Genomic DNA, 20,225 nt, shown 5'->3' on the forward strand with positions numbered 1-20,225 from the left:
GCGAAATATTTGCTTATTGCAAGTAAACACGCTAAAACTCGTGACTAAAAATAAAGGTATTTGTCTCACAACCATCTAATTATTAGTAGAGGATGGGATTTTACATAATCAAAGGAGGTTGTTTATATGAATGAACGTTTTATAAATGGTTTGGAGACGATTAAGCAATATGTGACAGAAGAAGAGGCTTTGCGTATGGTGGAGCATGACGCTTTAGCTAATATTGCCCCAGATTTACGAAAAATGATTATTGAATTTGCTTATGGCGATATTTATTCAAGACCAGGTTTAGATGCTAAAAGTCGTGCACTTGTTGTCATTACAGCAGTTGTCACACAGGGTGCGGAACCACAAACAAAAACACATATTACGCGTGGTCTACATGCTGGTCTCACACCAACTGAAATTGTAGAGGCATTATTGCAATTAGTTCCCTACATAGGTTTTCCACGTGTTCAAAACGCACTCACAATTGCACAGCAGGTATTTCAAGAAAAGCAACTAATCGTGCAGAAATAATGAGGCTGCGTATTTTTTAAAATGACGAATAAATTCTTTTAAATCGCTCATACTTTTTTTAGGTAACACTTATTAATCTAATTTGATGAGGAGGATGCGACATGAGTAGGCCTGAAGAGTTAGACCCAAAATCTCGAAAAATCCACCGAAACTGGACAAGGATTAAGCACGCTAAATCTCAAGTTAATGGTGAAACAGAAATTACTCTGCATAACCGTATTTTGAGAAGCGAAGCGAAAGCCCGACAGTTTTAGTCAGCTAGAAGCAGTAAGTGTAATCCAGCCCAGAACTATTTCTGGGCTTTCTTTTTGTTTTTGCTTATTTAACATGCCTACAAATGTTACTGATTGCATTATTGTACAGCTCAAGATAATAAGTTTTTTTAGCAAAAGACATTTAAATGAAGAGATTTACACATAATAATCCTTAAACAAAAAGTGTACGGAAAGTTATTAGCTTTCCGTACACCACTCACCTTAGAAGTTATTATTTCTTTTTGCGAACTGCTTATTACGCTGCTCTTGTTCGCGTTTTTGTTTTTGGCGCTCTTGCTCTACTTGCCCAAAGTTTTCCTCACGCCCAAATTCTTCGCGTTTTGAGGGTTCGTTATTTTGGGATGGCTTGTTTGCGTTTGATTGACGATTACGATTATTTTCATTACGTTTCATGCTTTTGTCACCTCCACGCCCATTATTGTGGACGGTTGGTACATAGATTATGCATAAAGCTATTTGATTTTATCCCAAATTTTTAGCATCGGGACTGGCATCGGCAATTGTTCAATTTGCTCTTTTGTAAAAAACGCCATGTTTGCCGGTAGCTGTTTTGGTCCCTGCAAGCAATCGACTAAATAGCTGTCAATCACCCATTTCAAGTGAGAAAAAACATGCTTAAAATTAAGAATCGGTACAGTCAGTGCATCATCTAATAGAAGATCATACTGTTGCTGTGCTTTTTCGTATGAATTTTTGCCCTGTTCGCGTTCAATCATGACAAATTGCCACATATTTGCTAGTAAGCCTGTTTCTTCGCGTTTTTCTAATAAAAAACGTCCCTCTGCATCTCGAATGACCAATACATCAAAATCGATTGTTTTCGTTTTTACTTTTTTCGATTTTACTGGCAACGCTGCAGGGTCTCCCTCATGAAATGCTGTACAATAGTCACGCACAGGACAGAGCAAGCATTTCGGGGAAGTCGGTGTACAAATTAGTGCGCCAAGCTCCATTAATCCTTGATTGAATGCCGATGTATTTTCAGGGTCTATTAATGCCATCACAGCCTCTTCAAAAATCTTTTTTGTTTTTGGCAGTGCGATATCTGCGTCTATGTTTAGCACTCGACTTAACACACGCATAACATTGCCATCTACTGCATGCTCAGGCTTTCCGTAGGCTATACTTAAGATTGCTCCCGCTGTATAGGGACCGACTCCTTTTAACTTCGAAATATCGTGGCGATTATCTGGCACCTTACTTCCATAGGTTTCAACAACTTCCCTTACTCCTGCTTGTAAGTTGCGTACGCGGGAATAATAGCCAAGACCTTCCCACATTTTTAATAGCTCTTCTTCAGGTGCATAGGCCAAACTTTCAGATGTTGGGTACTTGTCCATAAAGCGGTTGTAATAAGGAATTACAGTATCTACTCGCGTTTGTTGCAACATCACCTCAGAAACCCAAATTTTATAGGGATCTTTCGTATGGCGCCATGGCAAATCACGATGCTCTTTCTTAAACCATTCGACTAATGCTTGTTGAAATTCTAACTTATATTGATAGTTCACATTGTCCTCCAAAAATTCGATTTTATTTCATGTAAAAAGGGTATATTATAATCATAACTACTACTGTTAATTTGCTTCAGCGAATTCTTTTGTACCATAAGCAAAGTGGTATGTACAGAAGTCCCATACTTCTAAAAGCTGGGGAAACTTGGCTGAAGCAAATTAATGTCCCGACGGATGTCACAGATTTTTTAAAGGAATTTTTCGAGTAAACTCGAAAAAAATCTGGACGCAATTACGCTAGCGCATAATTGAATTATTTCCGTCTAAAAACGGTTTTGTCTACGAGAGGATGATACATTTTGGATTCAGGTACACATTTTGTTATGGGTATTGCTCTTGGCGGTCTTGCACTTGCTGACCCTGTTGTAGCAAGCCATCCAATGACATTTGCTGCAGTTATGGCCGGTACAATCATCGGGCAACAGGCACCTGATATTGATACGGTTTTAAAATTACGTAATAACGCGATTTATATTCGCCATCATCGTGGCATTACACACTCAATTCCTGCCGTTCTTTTATGGCCTTTGCTCATTACAGGCGTATTAGCACTCATATTACCTTCCGCAGACATTTTCCATGTTTGGCTTTGGACACAACTCGCTGTGTTTCTACATGTATTTGTCGACATTTTTAATGCTTATGGTACACAAGCTTTGCGTCCATTCTCCAAAAAGTGGGTAGCGCTTGCCGTCATTAATACGTTTGATCCATTTATTTTTGGGTTACATTGTATTGGTATTCTTTTATGGGCATTTGGCGCAGACCCTGTCATTACCTTTAGCATCATGTACTTTATTATCGTGCTTTACTATATTTTACGCTTTTCACTACAAAAAGCGGTCAAATCGGCAGTCCACCGTGAAATTAAAGACGAGGAATTTGTCATTGTCGCACCTACATTGAACTTTTTCCAATGGAAAGTTGCTGCGAAATCTAAAACGCATTTCTATGTGGGGCGCTCTTATCGTCGTACCGTAAATATTTACGATAAATTTAAAATTGAGCCAATTCCTAAAACGCCGCTTGTCACTGCTGCATTAAAGGATCCGAATATCGATGCTTTTTTATCCTTTTCTCCCATTCATCGTTGGGAAATCGCAGAGCTTGACAATGGCTTGTCGGAGCTACGATTAATCGATTTACGTTATCGAAGTAATGACCGCTATCCTTTTGTAGCAGTCGCCCATTTAGATGAAGATTTAAATATCGTCAACTCCTATACGGGCTGGATTTTTACTGAAGAAAAATTGATGAAAAAGCTACAAATCGGTGCCGGCAACGAATAGAAATAAGGGTGTGTTAAAAGTGCCATCGCTTTTAACACACCCTCTTTTATAGTAAATAGAAACGTAGAAATCTTTCTAATTAGTTCACGATGTCATCGCTCTCATTTAATAAATCCGCATATTTTGGATTTTTTGCAGCAAATAAATGCAATTTGTCGCCGTAGCTTTCGATTAATTGACTAACTAATTTTGCTGTATATTCCATACCGCGATAGTCAACACCCGCTTTGGCTGATGTGGCTTCGAAATCGCTGCATAATAGCTCGACCCATGTACGTGCACGACCCTTTGACAATTCAGGGTTTTTAGCTAATAATTGCTCCGTTAACTTTTGATAAAACGCTTCCATCCTACTTCCCCTCTTTCATTGGACGTAAAAGTGAAACAGGCAATGCCTCTTCAAAACGGTCTGATCCTAAACGATGCCCCCATGCAAAGCGTCCTTTCAAACGATCTACTTGGAAAAACTCGCCTGGCGCCCCCGTAAGACGATACATTTCGCCTGGAATAATCGTAGAAAGATCTACTAAATAGGCTTCTGCCATTAATGCCTTACGCTCATAAACGGCGTATTCATTGACAATCCCTAATTGCTCGGCTTTACGTGCTTGCTCACGTAAATTGGCAATTTCCTGACGTAGTTCTGCTTCTGACATTTGACTATATGTTAATTCATTCATTTTCTTGCTCCTTTTGTTCGATAAATGCTGTAATGACTTCAACGGGGAAGCCCTTTTGGTATAATGTTTGCTTCACTTTTTGATTGAGTTCAAAGCCTTCGAATTTACTCGCATATTTCCGCCAAATCTTTTCGCCTTGATTTTGGATTAATGCGCCCCATTCGTCTTCTTCGCGCTCTAAAGTTATCTGCTCTAACACATCCGTAACGATGCTGTAAGAATAGCCTTTACGCAATAACACATCTTGAATTTTTTGCTTTACTTGAGTAGGTGTTTTGTTGTCGTTAGATCGAATCGCCTTTTCTGCTAATTCCATTGCAAGCTGTAGCTGTTCATCATGGCCATAGGATTTCAATACTTCTTGCTGTAAATCTTTTGCAATGCCTTTTTTCATTAAATCTTGGCGAATGGCAACAGGCCCTTTTTTGGCAGTACGCTTTCTTGTTTCGAGCAATGCCTTCGAATAACTTTCATCATTCAAGAAGCCGAGGCGATTTAATTTGTGGATGGCTTCTTGTATCACAGCTTCTCCATGTCCTAATTGCAATAGCTTTTGCTTTACTTCATGCTCACTACGCATTTGAAAGCTTAAAAAACCTAGAGCCTTATTAAATGCTTTCGCTATTTCATCTTCATATTGTATTTCATCGATTTCAATTTGCTCAAGTACTTTGCCTTTTTGCAAACCAAATTTAATGAGTGTACCTTCATCAACAGCAAATGCATACTTTTCATTTAAATAGATATTGTAACGCTCTTGATTACGCTTTTGACGGCCGATTTTTGTAATGACTTGCAAAATGTACACCTCACTTTATATACACATATCTTTTAGTATACATCTTTTTGCTTGGAGTTTCATGGCACAGTATACTGGATATAAGATAAATTGAGGAGGGGTATGATGAAAATTGCAATTGCTGGTGGTACCGGCATGGTTGGTCGAAAATTAACAGAACTGCTTCAAGATAAAGGACATGAGGTCGTCATTTTGACACGTGGAAATTCTCGTACTGAAAACAATATACGCTATGTACAGTGGCTCGCACAGGATGTAAAACCAGAATTACAGCTTGAACAGTTAGATGCGTTTATCAATTTAGCTGGTGTTTCATTAAATGAAGGACGCTGGACAAAGCAGCAAAAACAAAAAATTTATTCTAGCCGTATGGATGCAACCGCTGAAGCATTGCGAATTATGCAAGCCATTGAACACAAGCCATCTGTATTCATTAATGCAAGCGCAGTCGGCATTTATCCTGTTTCAGAAAATGAGATTTATACCGAGCAATCTACCGAAAAAGCAACTGATTTTTTAGGTAATGTTGTGGATCATTGGGAGCAAAAAGCAGTACAAGCCGAAAATTTAGGCATTCGTACTTGCCTAGCGCGCTTTGGTGTTATTTTAGCTAAAGGTGAAGGTGCACTTCCGATGATGGTGCTGCCTTATCAATTAGGTGTTGGTGGAACAATTGGCTCAGGTAAACAATGGCTTAGTTGGATTCATGTTGACGATGTGGCGCGTGCTCTGCTCTTTGTAATCGAGCAGGACGAATTACGTGGGCCAATTAATTTTACGACACCGAATGTTAAGCGTATGAAATCTTTTGGACAAGCTATTAGTAAAGCACTACGTCGTCCACATTGGTTACCTGTACCAAGCCTTGCTCTAAAGCTCGCACTTGGCGAAAAGAGTGTCCTTGTGGTAAAAGGTCAACATGTACTACCCGAAAAATTATTAAATGCCCATTTTAAATTTAACTACACCTCTGTAGAAGATGCCATTCGCGATTTATATCCATGAATAAAATTATCGTTTCCACGCAACCTACCTGTAACAAATCTGCCAAAGGAGGTTGCTTTTTTTCGTGAAAAAACATGTTATTGGAATGGCGTTCGTTCTCGTCGTCTCCCTCGTTTCCTATATATCTGTTGCAAAAGCCGAAGAATTTCATTGGGGCTTTAAACCAAGTCGTAATGCAGAGCCCGTTGAAATTGGTGAACCTTTAGAAAGCTTACTTGAAAATTACGGGGCAATTTATAAAGGGGACCCTTCCAAAAAGGTCATTTATTTAACATTTGATAATGGCTATGAAAACGGCTTTACCGAAAGTATTTTAGATACATTAAAGACCGAGAAAGCACCTGCGACCTTTTTCTTAACAGGTCATTATTTAACGAGTGCGAGTGATTTAGTCAAAAGAATGATTGCAGACGGTCACACAATCGGCAATCACTCTGATGGTCACCCGAATATGGCGAAATTATCGGCACAGGAAATGAAAGAAGAATGGTTTGGTTTTGATGAAAAACTATATGAATTAACGGGTGTTGATCGCACCTATTATGCCCGACCACCTGAAGGAATATTTAATGAAGAAGTATTAAAAGTCGGCAATGAGGTCGGTTATCGTCATATTTTTTGGTCCATTGCCTTTAAAGATTGGCTAAAAGACGAGCGCCGTGGCTATGAATATGCCTACAATGCCCTCATGAATCAGCTACACCCTGGCGCAATTATTTTAATGCATACCGTCGCGCAAGATAATGCCGAAGCGTTGCCGAAATTTATTCAAGAGGCGAAAAAGCAAGGCTATACATTTGGTTCGCTGGATGATTTAGTGCTTGAATATGAGCAAGTAATGCCTTACTAGAACTAAGTGACGTTCCTTTTCTTTCAAGTCGTTGTCCGTTATAATGTAAGGATGAAGAAAAACGATTCAACTCGCGCTAACTTTTTAGTGCGAGTTGAAGTATTTAAAGGACGTGTAAACTTGAGTGAAGTAAAAATGGAAGTCGGGCAAAAATTCCCGTTAACGATAAAGCGCCTTGGGATTAATGGTGAGGGTGTTGGATTTTATAAACGTCATGTCGTATTCGTAAAAGGTGCGATTCCAGGAGAAGAAGTAACAGTCAAATTAACAAAAGTAGCACCAAAATTTGCCGAGGCAGACATTTTAACGATTCGTAAAGCTAGCGAATTCCGTCAAGAAGCACCTTGCCCTGTGTATGCAGACTGTGGTGGCTGTCAATTACAGCATATGACGTATGAGGCACAGCTCGCGAATAAACGCGATATCGTCGTACAGGCATTTGAAAAGTATGCAAAGGAAATCGCAGAAACTGCCGAAATCCGTCCAACACTTGGTATGGACAATCCTTGGAACTACCGTAACAAATCACAATTCCAAGTACGTAAAGAAGGCAAACGTGTGTATGCTGGCCTATTTGCAGAAGGCTCACATCAACTACTAAACATCAATGATTGCTTAGTTCAGCACCCGTTAACATCAAAAATTACGGTCGCTGTACGTAAAATTTTACAAAAATTAAATATTACCATTTATGACGGAAAAACATTAAATGGCTTAGTACGTACCATCGTTGTCCGTACAGGCTTAAAATCTGGTGAAACGCAGGTTTGCTTAGTCACGACACGTCATGAAATTCCACATAAAGAAGAATTAATCGAACGCATTAATAAGATTGACCCTTCCATTGTGTCCATTACGCAAAATATTAATCGAGAAAAAACATCCCTTATTTTCGGTGAAGAAACGATTGTTTTAGATGGGCACGAAGCCATTCTTGAAAAGCTAGGTGAGTATGCATTTGAATTATCAACTCGTGCCTTCTTCCAGTTAAACCCTGAGCAAACGGTGCATTTATATGACGAAATTAAAAAGGCTGCCGCGCTTACTGGAAAAGAGAATGTCGTCGATGCCTATTGTGGGGTTGGGACAATTGGTATGTGGCTTGCCGACGGTGCACGCGAAGTACGCGGGATGGACAATGTCGACGAAGCCATTGCTGATGCAAAAATGAATGCGCGTAATAATGCCAACCTACAGCACGTCCGCTTCTTCCCAGGTACTGCAGATAAATGGTTATTCCGTTGGGCAAAGGAAGGTTACCGACCAGACGTCATTTCTGTCGACCCACCACGCACAGGTTTAGAGCCTGGCTTTATTAAAACGGTATTAAAAATTAAGCCAAAGCGCGTTGTTTACACATCGTGTAACCCTTCCACATTGGCACGTGATTTAAAAGAATTATCTAAAGCATATAACGTTGAATATATTCAACCAGTAGACATGTTCCCACAAACCGCCCAAGTGGAATGTGTTGTGAAATTGACGTTAAAGAAATAAATTTAAATTTTCTTATTAAGCATTCCCTCCAATCTGAGCATTTTTCTGCTCTTTTGAAGCGAATGCTTTTTTATTTCTATGATCTATCAATATGCCTAAAACGCCTTGTATTTCAAGCAATCCATAATCAAATCTATAAATTATTCACACAAAACTTAACAGTATCTCCATAAAATTCATCAAGAAATTTCGTTATACTAGAGCTAGTACTACTAGTGTAGTAACTATTTTAAATGGAGTGATTATCATGAAAGCAGCACGTTGGTATAAAGCAAAAGATATTCGCGTTGAACAAATTGAAGAACCTCAAGTAACAGCAGGTCGCGTAAAAATTCAAGTTGCATGGACAGGAATTTGCGGTAGTGACCTTCATGAATATATAGCAGGTCCCATTTTCGTTCCAGTTGACGCACCACATGCCGTAAGTAAAGAAGTTGCACCAGTTGTAATGGGTCATGAATTTTCTGGTACAGTCGTTGAAATTGGCGAAGGTGTAACAAGTGTCAGTGTCGGCGATCAAGTTGTCGTAGAACCAATTTTAGCATGTGGTAAATGTCCTGCATGTTTAAAAGGGAAATATAATATTTGTAAACATTTAGGCTTCCATGGATTATCAGGTGGTGGCGGTGGTTTCTCTGAATTCACAGTTGTTGATGAACGTTGGGTACACAAAATGCCTGAAGGATTATCGTTAGAGCAAGGTGCTTTAGTTGAACCTGCAGCAGTAGCTCTACACTCCGTTCGTATGAGTAAATTAAAAGCTGGTGACAAAGCCGTTGTTTTCGGTGTAGGTCCAATCGGTTTATTAGTGATCGAAGCATTAAAAGTAGCAGGTGCTGCTGAAATTTATGCCGTGGAATTATCGAAAGAGCGCGGTGCAAAAGCATTAGAACTAGGCGCAACTGCAGTAATTAATCCTGCAGAAGAAGCGGATGTAGTAGCAAAAATTCATGAATTAACAAATGGTGGTGCAGATGTTGCCTATGAAGTAACAGGCGTTCCAGTTGTCTTAAAACAAGCAATCGATTCTACTTCGTTTGAGGGAGAAACAATTATTGTTTCAATATGGGAAAAAGAAGCATCCATTCAACCAAACAATATTGTATTATCAGAGCGTAGCGTAAAAGGAATTATTGCATACCGTGATATTTTCCCTGCTGTAATGCACTTAATGACGCAAGGCTACTTCCCTGCGGATAAATTAGTTACTAAACGCATCACACTTAATGAAGTTGTAACAGAAGGCTTTGAAACATTAGTAAACGACAAAGATCAAATTAAAATTTTAGTTGCTTCGAAATAATTATTTTATACTGTACTAAGCGCAGAATCTCTCAATTTGATTCTGCGCTTTTTTTATCAGTTTATTTTTAATTGCTTTTCCAATTCTTCACTCGCTTTTGGCAACTCCATGCCTTCTTTCCATATCAACTGTGCGTTTTCAGGAGAGCCGTAATAGAGCGCTTGAATTTTACCATCACGATCTATCTGTCGACTAGGCAGATTAAAATCCTGATAACCTTCACCTACAACAAAATGCGGTAACGAGCTTTTGCCGATAATTGTGCGTAACGGAATCATATAAAAGTTGCCATCCTCATGAAGCTCATATTTCACACGGTAGACATCCAGATTATCTAGGTAATCGACGTGATAGGCTATCCGACCATCTGCGAGCTGTGCAATCTCTGTAATAGCAATATTATCTTGTTTAACTGGCTTAATATCCCACTCGTATAATCCAAAATAGCCGCCATATAAAAGTAATGCCACAAGTGAAGCAATTCCTACCCCTTTAAAAAATGATTTTTTTCGAAAAGTATTCCACGAGTTCGCCAAAGATAGCATCATTTTTTTATCCTGTGCGTTTTGCTTTAATTCTGATGGCTGCACTGGAACATTTACAGATAGATTTTTCAATTCTATTTGGCATGCTTTACAACTTTGTAAATGCGTCTCCACTAAATTTTTCGTATCCTGACTGCACACCTCATCGTAGTAAAGTGGCAGTACGTCTTGGACAATATCACATGTAATTTTCGTCATCACTGTTCCTCCTTCGCCATTTGCTGTATTTTCTTTTTCGCTCGATAAAAGGTAACTCGTGCCCAGCTTTCCGTTTTTTCAAAGAGCTGGCTAATTTGTAAAAACGAAAGCTCTCCAAACACTCGGAGCGAAAAAACTTCCTTATAAGGCTCATCCAATCGATGGACTAATTGATGAAGGTAGAAGGCTTGTTCTTTTTTTAATAGCTGTTGTTCGATTTTCAAATCATCTTCTCGGTCTGTTTGTTCATCAACAAAACGCTTTTGCTTTTTTGCATGTGTAAAATAAGTATTTTTGGCAATTTGGCAGAGCCATACTTTCATTTGGCAGTTGACCTTATATTGGTCAATGTTTTGCAATGCTTTATAAAAGGTTTGCTGTGTAATTTCTTCGGCAAGGGCTTCATTGCGACAGAGCGTGAGCATAAAATGATAGACATCCTGAAAATAAAGCCGATAGATTTGTTCAAAATTCATCTCCCCCTTCCCTCCTTCTTACATAAGACTAGCGAAAATGAAATTCGTTACAAAAATTATTAATTATTGATCAATTTCCCCTTATTTTTTTATTTCATGTAAAATAGTACATGCTAGGAGGAATTACAATGAAAAACTTTCTTTTTGTAGCAATTACTTTTGCTATTTCTTATTCTGGGGTTTCATGGCTTGGCGGTGTTATCTTCCCAAGCAATGATGAAAACTCTGCGACATCTGCAAGCTCCCTACAAGCTGCTGTTACGTTTGGTGGCGTTAATTACTTAAATGTCTTTATGTACATAATTGTAGCGTGTATTATTACCGCAATCGTATTTTTCACAGTAAAAAGCAGACGTTCGCAATGAGAACGCCTGCTTTATTACTTTCCCTACCTCTAGAAGTAGGGGAAGAATCTAGTTAAATCATGACTTTGCCTGTTTTCCCAAATTTTATAACAATCAGTGCTACTAGGAATAATATCGTAGCGACTAATAGTAAGAAACCCTTACTCGGGAATAATTCTAAGTACATGCCCCCTATAAACGGACCACTTAAGCTACCCAAGCTAAAGAAAATACCACATAATAAATTGCCTGTTGGTAACAGCTCTTTTGGCGTTAAATCTGTCATATAGGTAATACCTAAAGAAAACATCGACCCGACACACATTCCGCCTGCAAAAAAGCTAATCGCAACAAGCATTTGTGAATATTCCACAAGATTCCCCACAAAGAAAATACTTGCTCCTACTAACAAACCAGAAATAATTACTTTACGACGCCCGATTCGATCACCTAGCGCTCCAAGTGGGAATTGCATTAAAATAGCCCCTATTGAAAAGCCAGCAAGCATAATCGAAACAAATTCTAAATCAAACTCTTTGCGTAGCGCATATACCGGAAACAGCGCATTTAAGGAAGATTCTAAAAAGCCATAAACAAATGGAGGCAAAAATGCGACCCATCCATATTTTAAAGCAAGTTTATAGCGGATAAAGCCAGTTTGATTGGCATCACCTTTAAGTGCTTCTGGCTTTTCGTTTTTCACAAAAAATATAAGCGACCATGCTACTAAACATAAAGCCGAGGAAATGATAAATGGCAGCGTTTCTGATATTTTTACAAGTGGTACAAATAATGGTCCCATCGCAAAGCCAAGCCCAAAGGAAATGCCATAAATGGACATGCTCTTCCCTAATTTATGTGTAGGTGTTGTTGAGGTAACCCAGGTTTGCGTTGAAAAATGTAATGCATGATCCCCAATGCCAATAAGCATTCGCAATACAAACCAAAACAGTACACTTTTCCATAATGGGAACAAAAACAACGACACAAATACAAGCGCCCCACCTAAAATAATAATTGGTTTATAGCCATATTTACGTAATGGTTGCTCGATAAATGGCGATATTAATAATGTCCCTATGTAAAGACCTGTTGCATTCAATCCATTTAATGTAGATGAAACCCCATCCTCTTCAAAAATAACTGAAATGAGTGGCAACAGCATCCCCTGTGAAAAGCCTGAAATGGATACGATAATAACTAATATGGCAAATCTACGTTGTTCGTAACTCATACTATTATCTCCCTTTTTCATATGTAACCAACCTATCGTATCATAGCTTTTAATCGTTTGGGATAAATATTGCAAACTCAAAAACCCTAGCCAACTTTATCTCTAAAAGTTAACTAGGGTTTCAAATTTCACTTAATTCCATTTGTGCTTTACGTAAACAATCTTTGTCGGCATATTCGCCGAAAAACGTTTAAACGTCCTCCTTTTCTATAAGATTTCTCATATATGCTTTTTCTAATCATCTCCCTCTTGTTTTATATGTCTTAACTTTATCATAACATTTTAATTTTAACAATATTCTAAATACATAGAAATTTAAAATAATTAATAAGTGCTATACAATTGGTTATTTTTTTTAAGTATCTTAATAAAATCCAATTACCTTTGTCGCAAGTTGTCCATTAACTTTTGCGTTCAAACATAGTATAATAATGCTACGCAAACACAAAGGAGAATCTTCCCTATGAATCCAATCACAAGTAAAGAGCAGCAAGTAACATATTTAAAAGAACGCTTAGAAATCTTCCTTGAGGTGTTAGATGCTATCGATCCAGAAACAACAGAGTTAGAAGATATCGATCGCTTAATTCAAATGATGGACGATTTAGAACAAAAAATGGAACAATTCCAATCACGCGAAGACTAATTTCGAAAAGCAATGCTTAAAATAGGCATTGCTTTTTTTCATCGTTTTATTGCATTTTCCTAGCTTAATAACCGATTTTCATAATTTTCCTTTGTCTCTTTTGTAAGCGCTCTTTTTTTTATAGATTAATAAGGTTATAATATAAGATGGATTTTAAAAACAATACTATTTTTCTGGGGGGAAAAATAAGATGGCATACTTAGAAACTTTAGAAAAAAGTCTTTATTCTTTAGTAACTGAAACATCTACTAACTTACCTAAAGACGTTCGTCGCGCGATTAAAGCTGCCAAAGCATCTGAAAACGCTGGTACTCGTGCTGCAATGACATTAGACACGATTACAACAAACATCGTAATGGCGGAAGACAATGTATCTCCAATCTGTCAAGATACAGGTCTACCAACATTTAAAGTATATACTCCGGTTGGCGTAAACCAAATCGAAATTAAAAAAGCAATCCAAACTGCAATCGCTGCAGCTACTGGTGACGCAAAATTACGTCCAAACTCAGTTGACTCATTAACTGGTAAAAACTCTGGTACAAACATCGGTGCTGGTCTTCCAGTTGTGAAGTTTGAGCAATGGGAAAATGATTACATCACAGTAAAGCTTATCCTTAAAGGTGGCGGCTGTGAAAACAAAAATATTCAATACTCTTTACCTACAGAATTAGAAGGTTTAGGCCGCGCTGGTCGTGACTTAGACGGTATCCGTAAATGTATTTTACACTCTGTATGGCAAGCACAAGGTCAAGGCTGTTCAGCTGGTTTCATCGGTGTGGGTATCGGTGGCGACCGCTCTTCTGGTTATGATCTTGCAAAAGAGCAATTATTCCGTCACGTTGAAGATACAAACCCAATCGAAGACTTAGCAACATTAGAAGACTACATCGTAAAAACAGCTAACACATTTGGCGTTGGTACTATGGGCTTCGGTGGTGAAGCAACATTACTAGGCTGTAAAATCGGCGTAATGGACCGCTTACCAGCATCCTTCTTCGTATCTGTAGCGTATAACTGTTGGGCTTACCGTCGTATGGCAATCGATATCGATCCAGCGACTGGTGAAATCACAAACTGGCACTACCAAGAAGGTGAAAAAATCACGTTCAAAGACGAAGAAAAAACAGAAGCTTCTTCAAACAACAAAGTAGTTGAGCTTGTTGCCCCAATTTCTGAAGAGCAAATTCGCTCATTAAACGTTGGTGACGTAGTTAAAATTTCTGGTCGCATGTACACTGGTCGTGACGCAATCCACCACCACTTAATCGGTGAGGGCGTTGAAGCTCCAGTAGACTTAGATGGACAAATCATCTACCACTGTGGTCCAGTAATGGCGAAAGACGAAGCAGGCAACTGGGTTGTGAAAGCAGCTGGTCCTACAACTTCAATTCGTGAGGAACCATACCAAGGCGACATCATGAAAAAATTCGGTATCCGCGCAGTTATGGGTAAAGGCGGCATGGGTCCAAAAACATTAAAAGCTCTTGGCGAACACGGCGGCGTTTACTTAAACGCAATCGGTGGTGCTGCTCAGTATTACGCAGACTGCATCAAATCAGTTGATGGCGTAGACTTAATCGAATTCGGTATTCCTGAAGCAATGTGGCACTTATCCGTTCAAGACTTTACAGCTGTCGTAACAATGGACTCTCACGGGAACTCATTACACGCTGATGTAGAAAAATCATCATTAGAAAAATTAGCAATGCACGCTGAACGCGTATTCTAATTTTAAGAACAAAAACGACTCATCCTATCTACTGGATTGAGTCGTTTTTTTATTGATGGAGTTCTTCCCACTTTGCTATACTGAAAAAAATACTTGTACTGGAGGAGTTACATGTTCTTAGTAATACTACTCATTAACCTTCTATTTATCAGTGCACAAATTCACTTTAGCTCAACGTACAACTGGAAGCATAGCTTAGTTAACGCGCTATCCTTTACCATCTATGCTGTCATCGTTTTTCCTCATGCTACTTTTCAATTTATTTACATCTATCTCGATTTCTTTTTTTGGCTCTTATCTATCGGTGCTTTTTTACAACGCGACAAATTATTTAAAGAAAAAGACACACAGAACTAACTCGGTTCTGCGTATCTTTAAAATTTTATTATTGAACTAACGGTGCTTTTTCTGCTGATTCGTTGTAAATCGTTGTATCTAATTCGTTTGTTGCACGACTCGCGACAATCCCAGAAATCATTGAGCCACTTACATTTAGAGCTGTTCGCCCCATGTCGATTAATGGTTCAACTGAAATTAAAATACCTGCTAAGGCAATCGGTAAATCCATTGCTGATAATACGATAATGGCAGCGAATGTTGCCCCACCACCAACACCTGCCACACCAAATGAGCTAATAGCAACAATCACAATTAATGTAGCTATAAAGCTTGGCGTTAATGGATTAATGCCTACTGTTGGCGCAATCATAACAGCTAGCATTGCGGGATAAACCCCTGCACAGCCGTTTTGTCCGATTGATAAGCCAAATGATCCGGCAAAGTTTGCAATGCCATCTGGTATACCGAAACGTTTAGTTTGCGTTTGAATATTCAGCGGTAATGTACCTGCACTTGAACGTGAGGTAAAGGCAAATAATAGTACTTCCGCTGATTTCTTTACATATTGAACTGGGCTTAATCCCGTTAAAGCAACGATAATTAAGTGAATAATAAACATTACAAATAATGCGACATAAGATGCTATTACGAACATACCTAAGTCAACAATCGCACCTAAATCACTCGTTGCAACTGTACGTGCCATAAGAGCAGCTACCCCATAAGGCGTTAAACGTAAAATAATGCGTACAACACCCATAATTAAGCCATATAAAGCGTCGATTCCTTTTTTTACATTGTCTGCAGTTTCTTCCTCTTTACGACGAAGCGATAAATAACTAAATCCTAAAAACGCGGCGAAGATTACAACTGCAATCGTTGATGTCGCACGCGCCCCTGTTAAATCAGAGAATGGGTTTACTGGGAACATAGACAGGATTTGATCTGGTAAGCTCGCGACTTCTGCCGATTTTTCTACCATCGCTTCCCCACGCGCTATTTCGGCATCCCCTTGCATAATTTGGTTCGCATCTAAATCAAAGATCACCGTTGAAGTAATCCCAATTCCTGCTGCCAAAGCCGTTGTACCAATTAATACAGATAAAATAATGGCTGCCGATTTTCCAAAGTTTTTTCCAATTGTCACTTTCGTAAATGCTGCCAATATCGAAACGAACACTAATGGCATTGCAATCATTTGTAGTAATTTTACATAGCCTGAACCAACGATATTATACCAAGGCACTGTTTCAGCTAATGTATCTGATTCAACTCCATAGGCAAATTGTAAACCTATCCCTAATAAAACCCCTAATCCTAAAGCTATGAACACACGATTTGAAAATTTCACATGCTTCGTTTTTAAAAAATATAAAAATGCAAGAACAATAAATAGAATGACTACGTTAAGCAAAATCATTGCATCCATTGAAAACGCCTCCTTTAATTTTGTTAATTTGTAATCACTATCTTACTCTACAATTCTTATTAGTCAAGTATGAATTGAAATTTTTCTTTTCTTTTGTTTACAAAACACCTCCTCTAAATTATAATAATTATAAATAAAAAATAATTATAAAATAAATGAAATCCATTATCAGTTGTTTTAACAATGATTTTCATTATCAAGGAGGTACTTATGGAGAATTCTAATCGAGAAAAGTTATCATTAAATGAGAAAATAAGTGAACACAAAGAATTGATTGCTGCGCTAGTTTCCGGGCTCATCATATTAATTGCGTGGCGAATGGAATCTACTGGTCAAATGACGGCTGCCATTGTTGCGTATTTAACAGCATTTGTTATTGGTGGCTATGCTAAAGCAAAAGAAGGTATTGAAGATACAATCGAAAACAAATCATTGAATGTTGAGATGCTGATGATTTTAGCAGCAATTGGTTCTGCAACGATTGGTTACTGGACAGAAGGCGCAATATTAATTTTTATATTTGCATTAAGTGGGGCACTTGAAACGTATGCCATGAACAAAAGTCATAAGGAAATTTCTTCATTAATGGAATTGCAGCCAGAAGAAGCTTGGTTAGTACGTGGTGGTTTCGAACCAATCAAAGTGTCAGTAAAGGAATTAAAAGTAAATGATCATATTTTGGTAAAGCCCGGTGAACGTATTCCAGCTGATGGAACAATTTTCAAAGGTGTTTCTACCGTTGACGAAGCCGCGATTACGGGGGAATCAATGCCTGTTTCAAAAAACATTGGTGATGAGGCCTTCGCTGGAACGGTCAATTTGAATGGTGTATTAACAATTAGTGTGTCAAAGCCTAGCTCAGAAACATTATTCCAAAAAATTATCACACTTGTGCAATCTGCGCAAAGTGAAAAATCACCCTCTCAACAATTTATCGAGCGATTTGAAGGGATTTATGTAAAAGGTGTATTAGTAACAGTCGCTTTAATGATGGTACTCCCTCACTATTTACTTGATTGGGATTGGACGACAACTTTCTATCGTGCAATGGTGCTATTAGTCGTAGCTTCGCCTTGTGCACTCGTTGCATCGATTATGCCAGCAACATTATCTGCTATTTCAAACGGGGCAAAAAACGGGATTTTAGTAAAAGGTGGCGTGCACTTAGAGCATTTAAGCTTGCTACATGTATTAGCAGTCGATAAAACTGGTACGCTTACGCAAGGTACCCCTGCTGTAACAGACTTTATCGTACGTGAAGATTTAAATGAGCTCGACACATTAGCTGTCCTAGCAGGTATCGAAGCCCAATCCAATCACCCGCTAGCACGTGCTATTACACAATATGCCAAAAAACAACAAGTTATTATTCCGCAAAATATCGAAATTGAGGATATTCCTGGATTTGGATTAAAGGCTGTATTTGAAGAAAAAGCATATACAATTGGGAAGCCTGATTTTGTAGGGAAAGAGCTTGCAAATCGCTTTCACAATGGGGCATTACAACAATTAGCACAAGACGGAAAAACGGTTGTCTTTTTAAAGGATGAACAAGGTATTGCAGCACTTATTGCACTAAAAGATATCGTTCGTGATGAGGCAAAAAAAGCCGTGGTTGCATTAAAGGAGCTTGGCATTGATGTCATCATGCTGACAGGTGATAACGAAACAACGGCAAAAGCAATCGCTCAAGAAGCGGGTGTAACAAGCTATGTAGCCGAATGTCTACCTGAAACAAAAGTAGAGCATATTAAAAAATATAAAGCGGATTACGAGCATGTCGGCATGGTTGGTGACGGTATAAACGACGCTCCAGCTCTTGCAACAGCCTCAGTAGGTATTGCCATGGGTGGCGGCACAGACGTTGCCCTCGAAACAGCAGACGTCGTATTAATGAAAAATGACCTATCAAAAATTGCTTATGCGGTAAAGCTGTCACGCAAAATGCAGCGCATCGTTAAGCAAAATATTATTTTCTCTCTCACAGTCATTGCTCTACTAATTATCTCAAATTTCTTCCAAGCCATTAGCTTACCATTCGGGGTTATCGGTCATGAAGGCAGTACTATTTTAGTTATTTTAAACGGATTACGCATGTTAAGTAGAAAAGTATAATATGTAAAAAAGAGTGGACTCGATTGAAATTACAATCAGGTCCACTCTTTTAAAATACAGGAGTCTTTGCATTTTCTTTACTCTTTTTAGCAAGCTGGCGTTTTTGAAATGTTGCATTGAGCAAACCACCAAAAATTAAAATCATCCCCGTGAAATATAGCCACAACATCAAAATAATAACCCCACCAATACTGCCATAAGTCGCGCTATAATTGCCAAAATTATTAATATAAAACGAGAAGACATACGTCAGTACAAGCCATCCAGAAGTTGCAAAAATAGCACCCGGAAATACACTTACAATTGTTAATCGAGGATCTGTATTAGGCACAATCCAATACATGGTTGTTAACAAGATTAAAATTAAAGCAGGTGGTATGATCCAACGAATTGAATTCCAAATCGTAGTAAAGGATGTGGTCACTCCAAGATAATCAAATATTAAATTGCCAATTTGTTGTCCAAAAACCGGTAATACAAGAGCAATTAATAACACACCTACTAAAGAAATCGTAAATATTAAGGACCATAGCCGATTCATAAAGCCTGCCCTGCCTTCCACATCATAGGCACGATTCAACGCCTTCATAAGTGCATCCACACCTTTAGAAGCAGACCAAATCGTACCAATAATCCCGATTGAAAGGAGACCCCCATTTTGATTGCTTAGCACTTCAGTTAATGTGCCCTCGATCAGACTGTATACTTCATCTGGCATAATCTCACTTAAAAAATCAAAAATTTGCCCTCTCTCTAAATTCAAATAGGGCAATAGCGTCACCATAAAAATTAGCATCGGAAAAAATGATAATAAGAAAAAGTATGCTAACTGTGCACCCATACCTGATATATCAACGTTTTTTATACGGTAGATTAAATCTTGAAAAAACCCCTTTGTCGTTAATATATCAATTTGTGATGGATCAGGTGCTACAAATGATTTTACAAGTGCCAACTTTTCGTTTTGTTGTATTTTGTTTGTCATCTAGCCACCATCCCTATGGTTATTCGCTTAGTTGATCATCCTTTTTCGAGAACGCACTAATCGTCTCAGAAACCATACTTTGAATTGTAGTAGGCATATGTTGAATGTCGCTTTGCATTAGCGCTTGTACATTGTTATTCACTGTGCCATAAAGTGATTGGGCCTGCTCTACTTTTGACTCAACTAATGCTGTTAGTTCATCTCGATTTTCGGCATAATAGGCAACTGTATCCTTTGCTTTCTTTGCTGTTTCTACAGTATGCTCACGCGTTTGCTTGTCTAACATGCTAATTGCTGCTCCAACAATTGCTCCAATCGCGATGAATGGTAGTAATTTACTTTTCATTTAAAATCGCCCCTTTGTATTTATTTGTATATTCCCTAATACATTCTTTACAAAACGAATTATCTTTATTTTAGCGAATATTTCCCATTTTTGAAAGTGATGAAC

23 protein-coding genes are annotated in these 20,225 nt (G+C 38.4%); 12 read left to right on the forward strand and 11 right to left on the reverse strand.

Annotation, left to right across the window (positions count from 1 at the left end; translation table 11 throughout):
- Nucleotides 1-126: 126 nt before the first annotated feature.
- Nucleotides 127-519, forward strand: coding sequence for a carboxymuconolactone decarboxylase family protein (locus MKX47_RS16745; protein ID WP_340776454.1), 393 nt, complete (start codon nt 127-129; stop codon nt 517-519).
- Between the two features lie 101 nt (nt 520-620).
- Nucleotides 621-773, forward strand: coding sequence for a YpzG family protein (locus tag MKX47_RS16750; RefSeq protein WP_340776456.1), 153 nt, complete (start codon nt 621-623; stop codon nt 771-773).
- Between the two features lie 222 nt (nt 774-995).
- Here MKX47_RS16750 and MKX47_RS16755 read toward each other — a convergent pair whose 3' ends face one another.
- Both MKX47_RS16755 and mutY read right to left on the reverse strand, forming a co-directional pair.
- Nucleotides 996-1,187: a hypothetical protein gene (locus tag MKX47_RS16755; RefSeq protein ID WP_340776457.1), complete on the reverse strand. Its 192-nt coding sequence runs from the start codon at nt 1,185-1,187 to the stop codon at nt 996-998.
- A 59-nt stretch (nt 1,188-1,246) separates the two neighbouring features.
- Nucleotides 1,247-2,305, reverse strand: coding sequence for an A/G-specific adenine glycosylase (mutY, locus tag MKX47_RS16760; protein WP_340776459.1), 1,059 nt, complete (start codon nt 2,303-2,305; stop codon nt 1,247-1,249).
- Nucleotides 2,306-2,607: 302 nt separating this feature from the next.
- Between mutY and MKX47_RS16765 the strand changes: the two genes are divergently transcribed.
- Nucleotides 2,608-3,597 carry a metal-dependent hydrolase gene (locus tag MKX47_RS16765; protein ID WP_340776460.1) on the forward strand — a complete coding sequence of 330 codons (990 nt, stop codon included), beginning with the start codon at nt 2,608-2,610 and terminating at the stop codon, nt 3,595-3,597.
- Between the two features lie 79 nt (nt 3,598-3,676).
- Here the strand turns inward: MKX47_RS16765 and MKX47_RS16770 are convergent, their stop codons facing one another.
- From MKX47_RS16770 to recX, 3 genes are read right to left on the reverse strand one after another with little or no spacing between them, the layout of a single operon-like run.
- Nucleotides 3,677-3,946, reverse strand: coding sequence for a YfhJ family protein (locus MKX47_RS16770; RefSeq protein WP_340776462.1), 270 nt, complete (start codon nt 3,944-3,946; stop codon nt 3,677-3,679).
- Nucleotide 3,947: 1 nt separating this feature from the next.
- Nucleotides 3,948-4,277, reverse strand: a complete 330-nt coding sequence (locus tag MKX47_RS16775; RefSeq protein ID WP_340776463.1) for a YfhH family protein — start codon at nt 4,275-4,277, stop codon at nt 3,948-3,950.
- A complete protein-coding gene (gene recX / locus MKX47_RS16780; protein ID WP_340776465.1) occupies nt 4,270-5,076 on the reverse strand; it encodes a recombination regulator RecX in 807 nt (268 codons plus the stop codon). Before recX ends, MKX47_RS16775 begins: the two co-directional genes overlap by 8 nt.
- A 105-nt stretch (nt 5,077-5,181) precedes the next feature.
- On the opposite strand from recX, the gene MKX47_RS16785 reads away from it, so the two are divergent.
- The 4 genes from MKX47_RS16785 to MKX47_RS16800 all read left to right on the forward strand — a co-directional run bounded on the left by MKX47_RS16785 (nt 5,182) and on the right by MKX47_RS16800 (nt 9,731).
- Nucleotides 5,182-6,081: a TIGR01777 family oxidoreductase gene (locus MKX47_RS16785; RefSeq protein ID WP_340776467.1), complete on the forward strand. Its 900-nt coding sequence runs from the start codon at nt 5,182-5,184 to the stop codon at nt 6,079-6,081.
- 85 nt (nt 6,082-6,166) lie between these two features.
- Complete coding sequence (locus tag MKX47_RS16790; protein WP_445683618.1) at nt 6,167-6,931, forward strand: polysaccharide deacetylase family protein; 765 nt, start codon at nt 6,167-6,169, stop codon at nt 6,929-6,931.
- Between the two features lie 135 nt (nt 6,932-7,066).
- Nucleotides 7,067-8,428: a 23S rRNA (uracil(1939)-C(5))-methyltransferase RlmD gene (gene rlmD / locus MKX47_RS16795; protein ID WP_340777864.1), complete on the forward strand. Its 1,362-nt coding sequence runs from the start codon at nt 7,067-7,069 to the stop codon at nt 8,426-8,428.
- A gap of 247 nt (nt 8,429-8,675) precedes the next feature.
- Nucleotides 8,676-9,731, forward strand: a complete 1,056-nt coding sequence (locus MKX47_RS16800; protein ID WP_274308125.1) for a 2,3-butanediol dehydrogenase — start codon at nt 8,676-8,678, stop codon at nt 9,729-9,731.
- A gap of 56 nt (nt 9,732-9,787) precedes the next feature.
- On the opposite strand, the gene MKX47_RS16805 is transcribed toward MKX47_RS16800, so the two are convergent.
- Together MKX47_RS16805 and MKX47_RS16810 are read right to left on the reverse strand one after the other, a co-directional pair.
- Complete coding sequence (locus MKX47_RS16805) at nt 9,788-10,474, reverse strand: zf-HC2 domain-containing protein (RefSeq protein ID WP_340776476.1); 687 nt, start codon at nt 10,472-10,474, stop codon at nt 9,788-9,790.
- The gene (locus MKX47_RS16810) at nt 10,474-10,950 is read right to left on the reverse strand and encodes an RNA polymerase sigma factor (protein ID WP_340776479.1); all 477 of its coding nucleotides are present in this window, start codon (nt 10,948-10,950) and stop codon (nt 10,474-10,476) included. The genes MKX47_RS16805 and MKX47_RS16810 overlap by 1 nt, the downstream gene beginning before the upstream one ends.
- Nucleotides 10,951-11,078: 128 nt before the next feature.
- Here MKX47_RS16810 and MKX47_RS16815 point away from each other — a divergent pair, with 128 nt between their 5' ends.
- Nucleotides 11,079-11,315: a carboxypeptidase gene (locus tag MKX47_RS16815; protein WP_340776481.1), complete on the forward strand. Its 237-nt coding sequence runs from the start codon at nt 11,079-11,081 to the stop codon at nt 11,313-11,315.
- A 52-nt stretch (nt 11,316-11,367) separates the two neighbouring features.
- On the opposite strand, the gene MKX47_RS16820 is transcribed toward MKX47_RS16815, so the two are convergent.
- A complete protein-coding gene (locus MKX47_RS16820) occupies nt 11,368-12,528 on the reverse strand; it encodes an MFS transporter (protein WP_340776483.1) in 1,161 nt (386 codons plus the stop codon).
- A gap of 463 nt (nt 12,529-12,991) precedes the next feature.
- Here MKX47_RS16820 and MKX47_RS16825 point away from each other — a divergent pair, with 463 nt between their 5' ends.
- From MKX47_RS16825 to MKX47_RS16835, 3 genes are all read left to right on the forward strand, one after another.
- Entirely contained in the window at nt 12,992-13,174 is a 183-nt protein-coding gene (locus tag MKX47_RS16825) for an SE1561 family protein (protein WP_340776485.1), read from the forward strand.
- 190 nt (nt 13,175-13,364) lie between these two features.
- On the forward strand, nt 13,365-14,906 hold the full coding sequence (locus tag MKX47_RS16830; protein ID WP_340776488.1) for a fumarate hydratase: 1,542 nt from the start codon (nt 13,365-13,367) through the stop codon (nt 14,904-14,906).
- Between the two features lie 111 nt (nt 14,907-15,017).
- Nucleotides 15,018-15,263 carry a hypothetical protein gene (locus tag MKX47_RS16835; protein WP_340776490.1) on the forward strand — a complete coding sequence of 82 codons (246 nt, stop codon included), beginning with the start codon at nt 15,018-15,020 and terminating at the stop codon, nt 15,261-15,263.
- 28 nt (nt 15,264-15,291) lie between these two features.
- Here MKX47_RS16835 and MKX47_RS16840 read toward each other — a convergent pair whose 3' ends face one another.
- The gene (locus MKX47_RS16840; RefSeq protein WP_340776492.1) at nt 15,292-16,674 is read right to left on the reverse strand and encodes an L-cystine transporter; all 1,383 of its coding nucleotides are present in this window, start codon (nt 16,672-16,674) and stop codon (nt 15,292-15,294) included.
- Nucleotides 16,675-16,884: 210 nt separating this feature from the next.
- On the opposite strand from MKX47_RS16840, the gene MKX47_RS16845 reads away from it, so the two are divergent.
- Nucleotides 16,885-18,789 carry a heavy metal translocating P-type ATPase gene (locus MKX47_RS16845; protein ID WP_340776496.1) on the forward strand — a complete coding sequence of 635 codons (1,905 nt, stop codon included), beginning with the start codon at nt 16,885-16,887 and terminating at the stop codon, nt 18,787-18,789.
- 49 nt (nt 18,790-18,838) lie between these two features.
- Here the strand turns inward: MKX47_RS16845 and MKX47_RS16850 are convergent, their stop codons facing one another.
- Entirely contained in the window at nt 18,839-19,774 is a 936-nt protein-coding gene (locus tag MKX47_RS16850) for a YihY/virulence factor BrkB family protein (RefSeq protein ID WP_340776498.1), read from the reverse strand.
- Nucleotides 19,775-19,793: 19 nt separating this feature from the next.
- Nucleotides 19,794-20,120, reverse strand: a complete 327-nt coding sequence (locus MKX47_RS16855) for a YtxH domain-containing protein (RefSeq protein ID WP_340776500.1) — start codon at nt 20,118-20,120, stop codon at nt 19,794-19,796.
- Between the last annotated feature and the right edge of the window lie 105 nt (nt 20,121-20,225).

It is taken from the genome of Solibacillus sp. FSL R7-0668, assembly GCF_038006205.1.
In the GTDB taxonomy this organism is placed as follows: domain Bacteria; phylum Bacillota; class Bacilli; order Bacillales_A; family Planococcaceae; genus Solibacillus.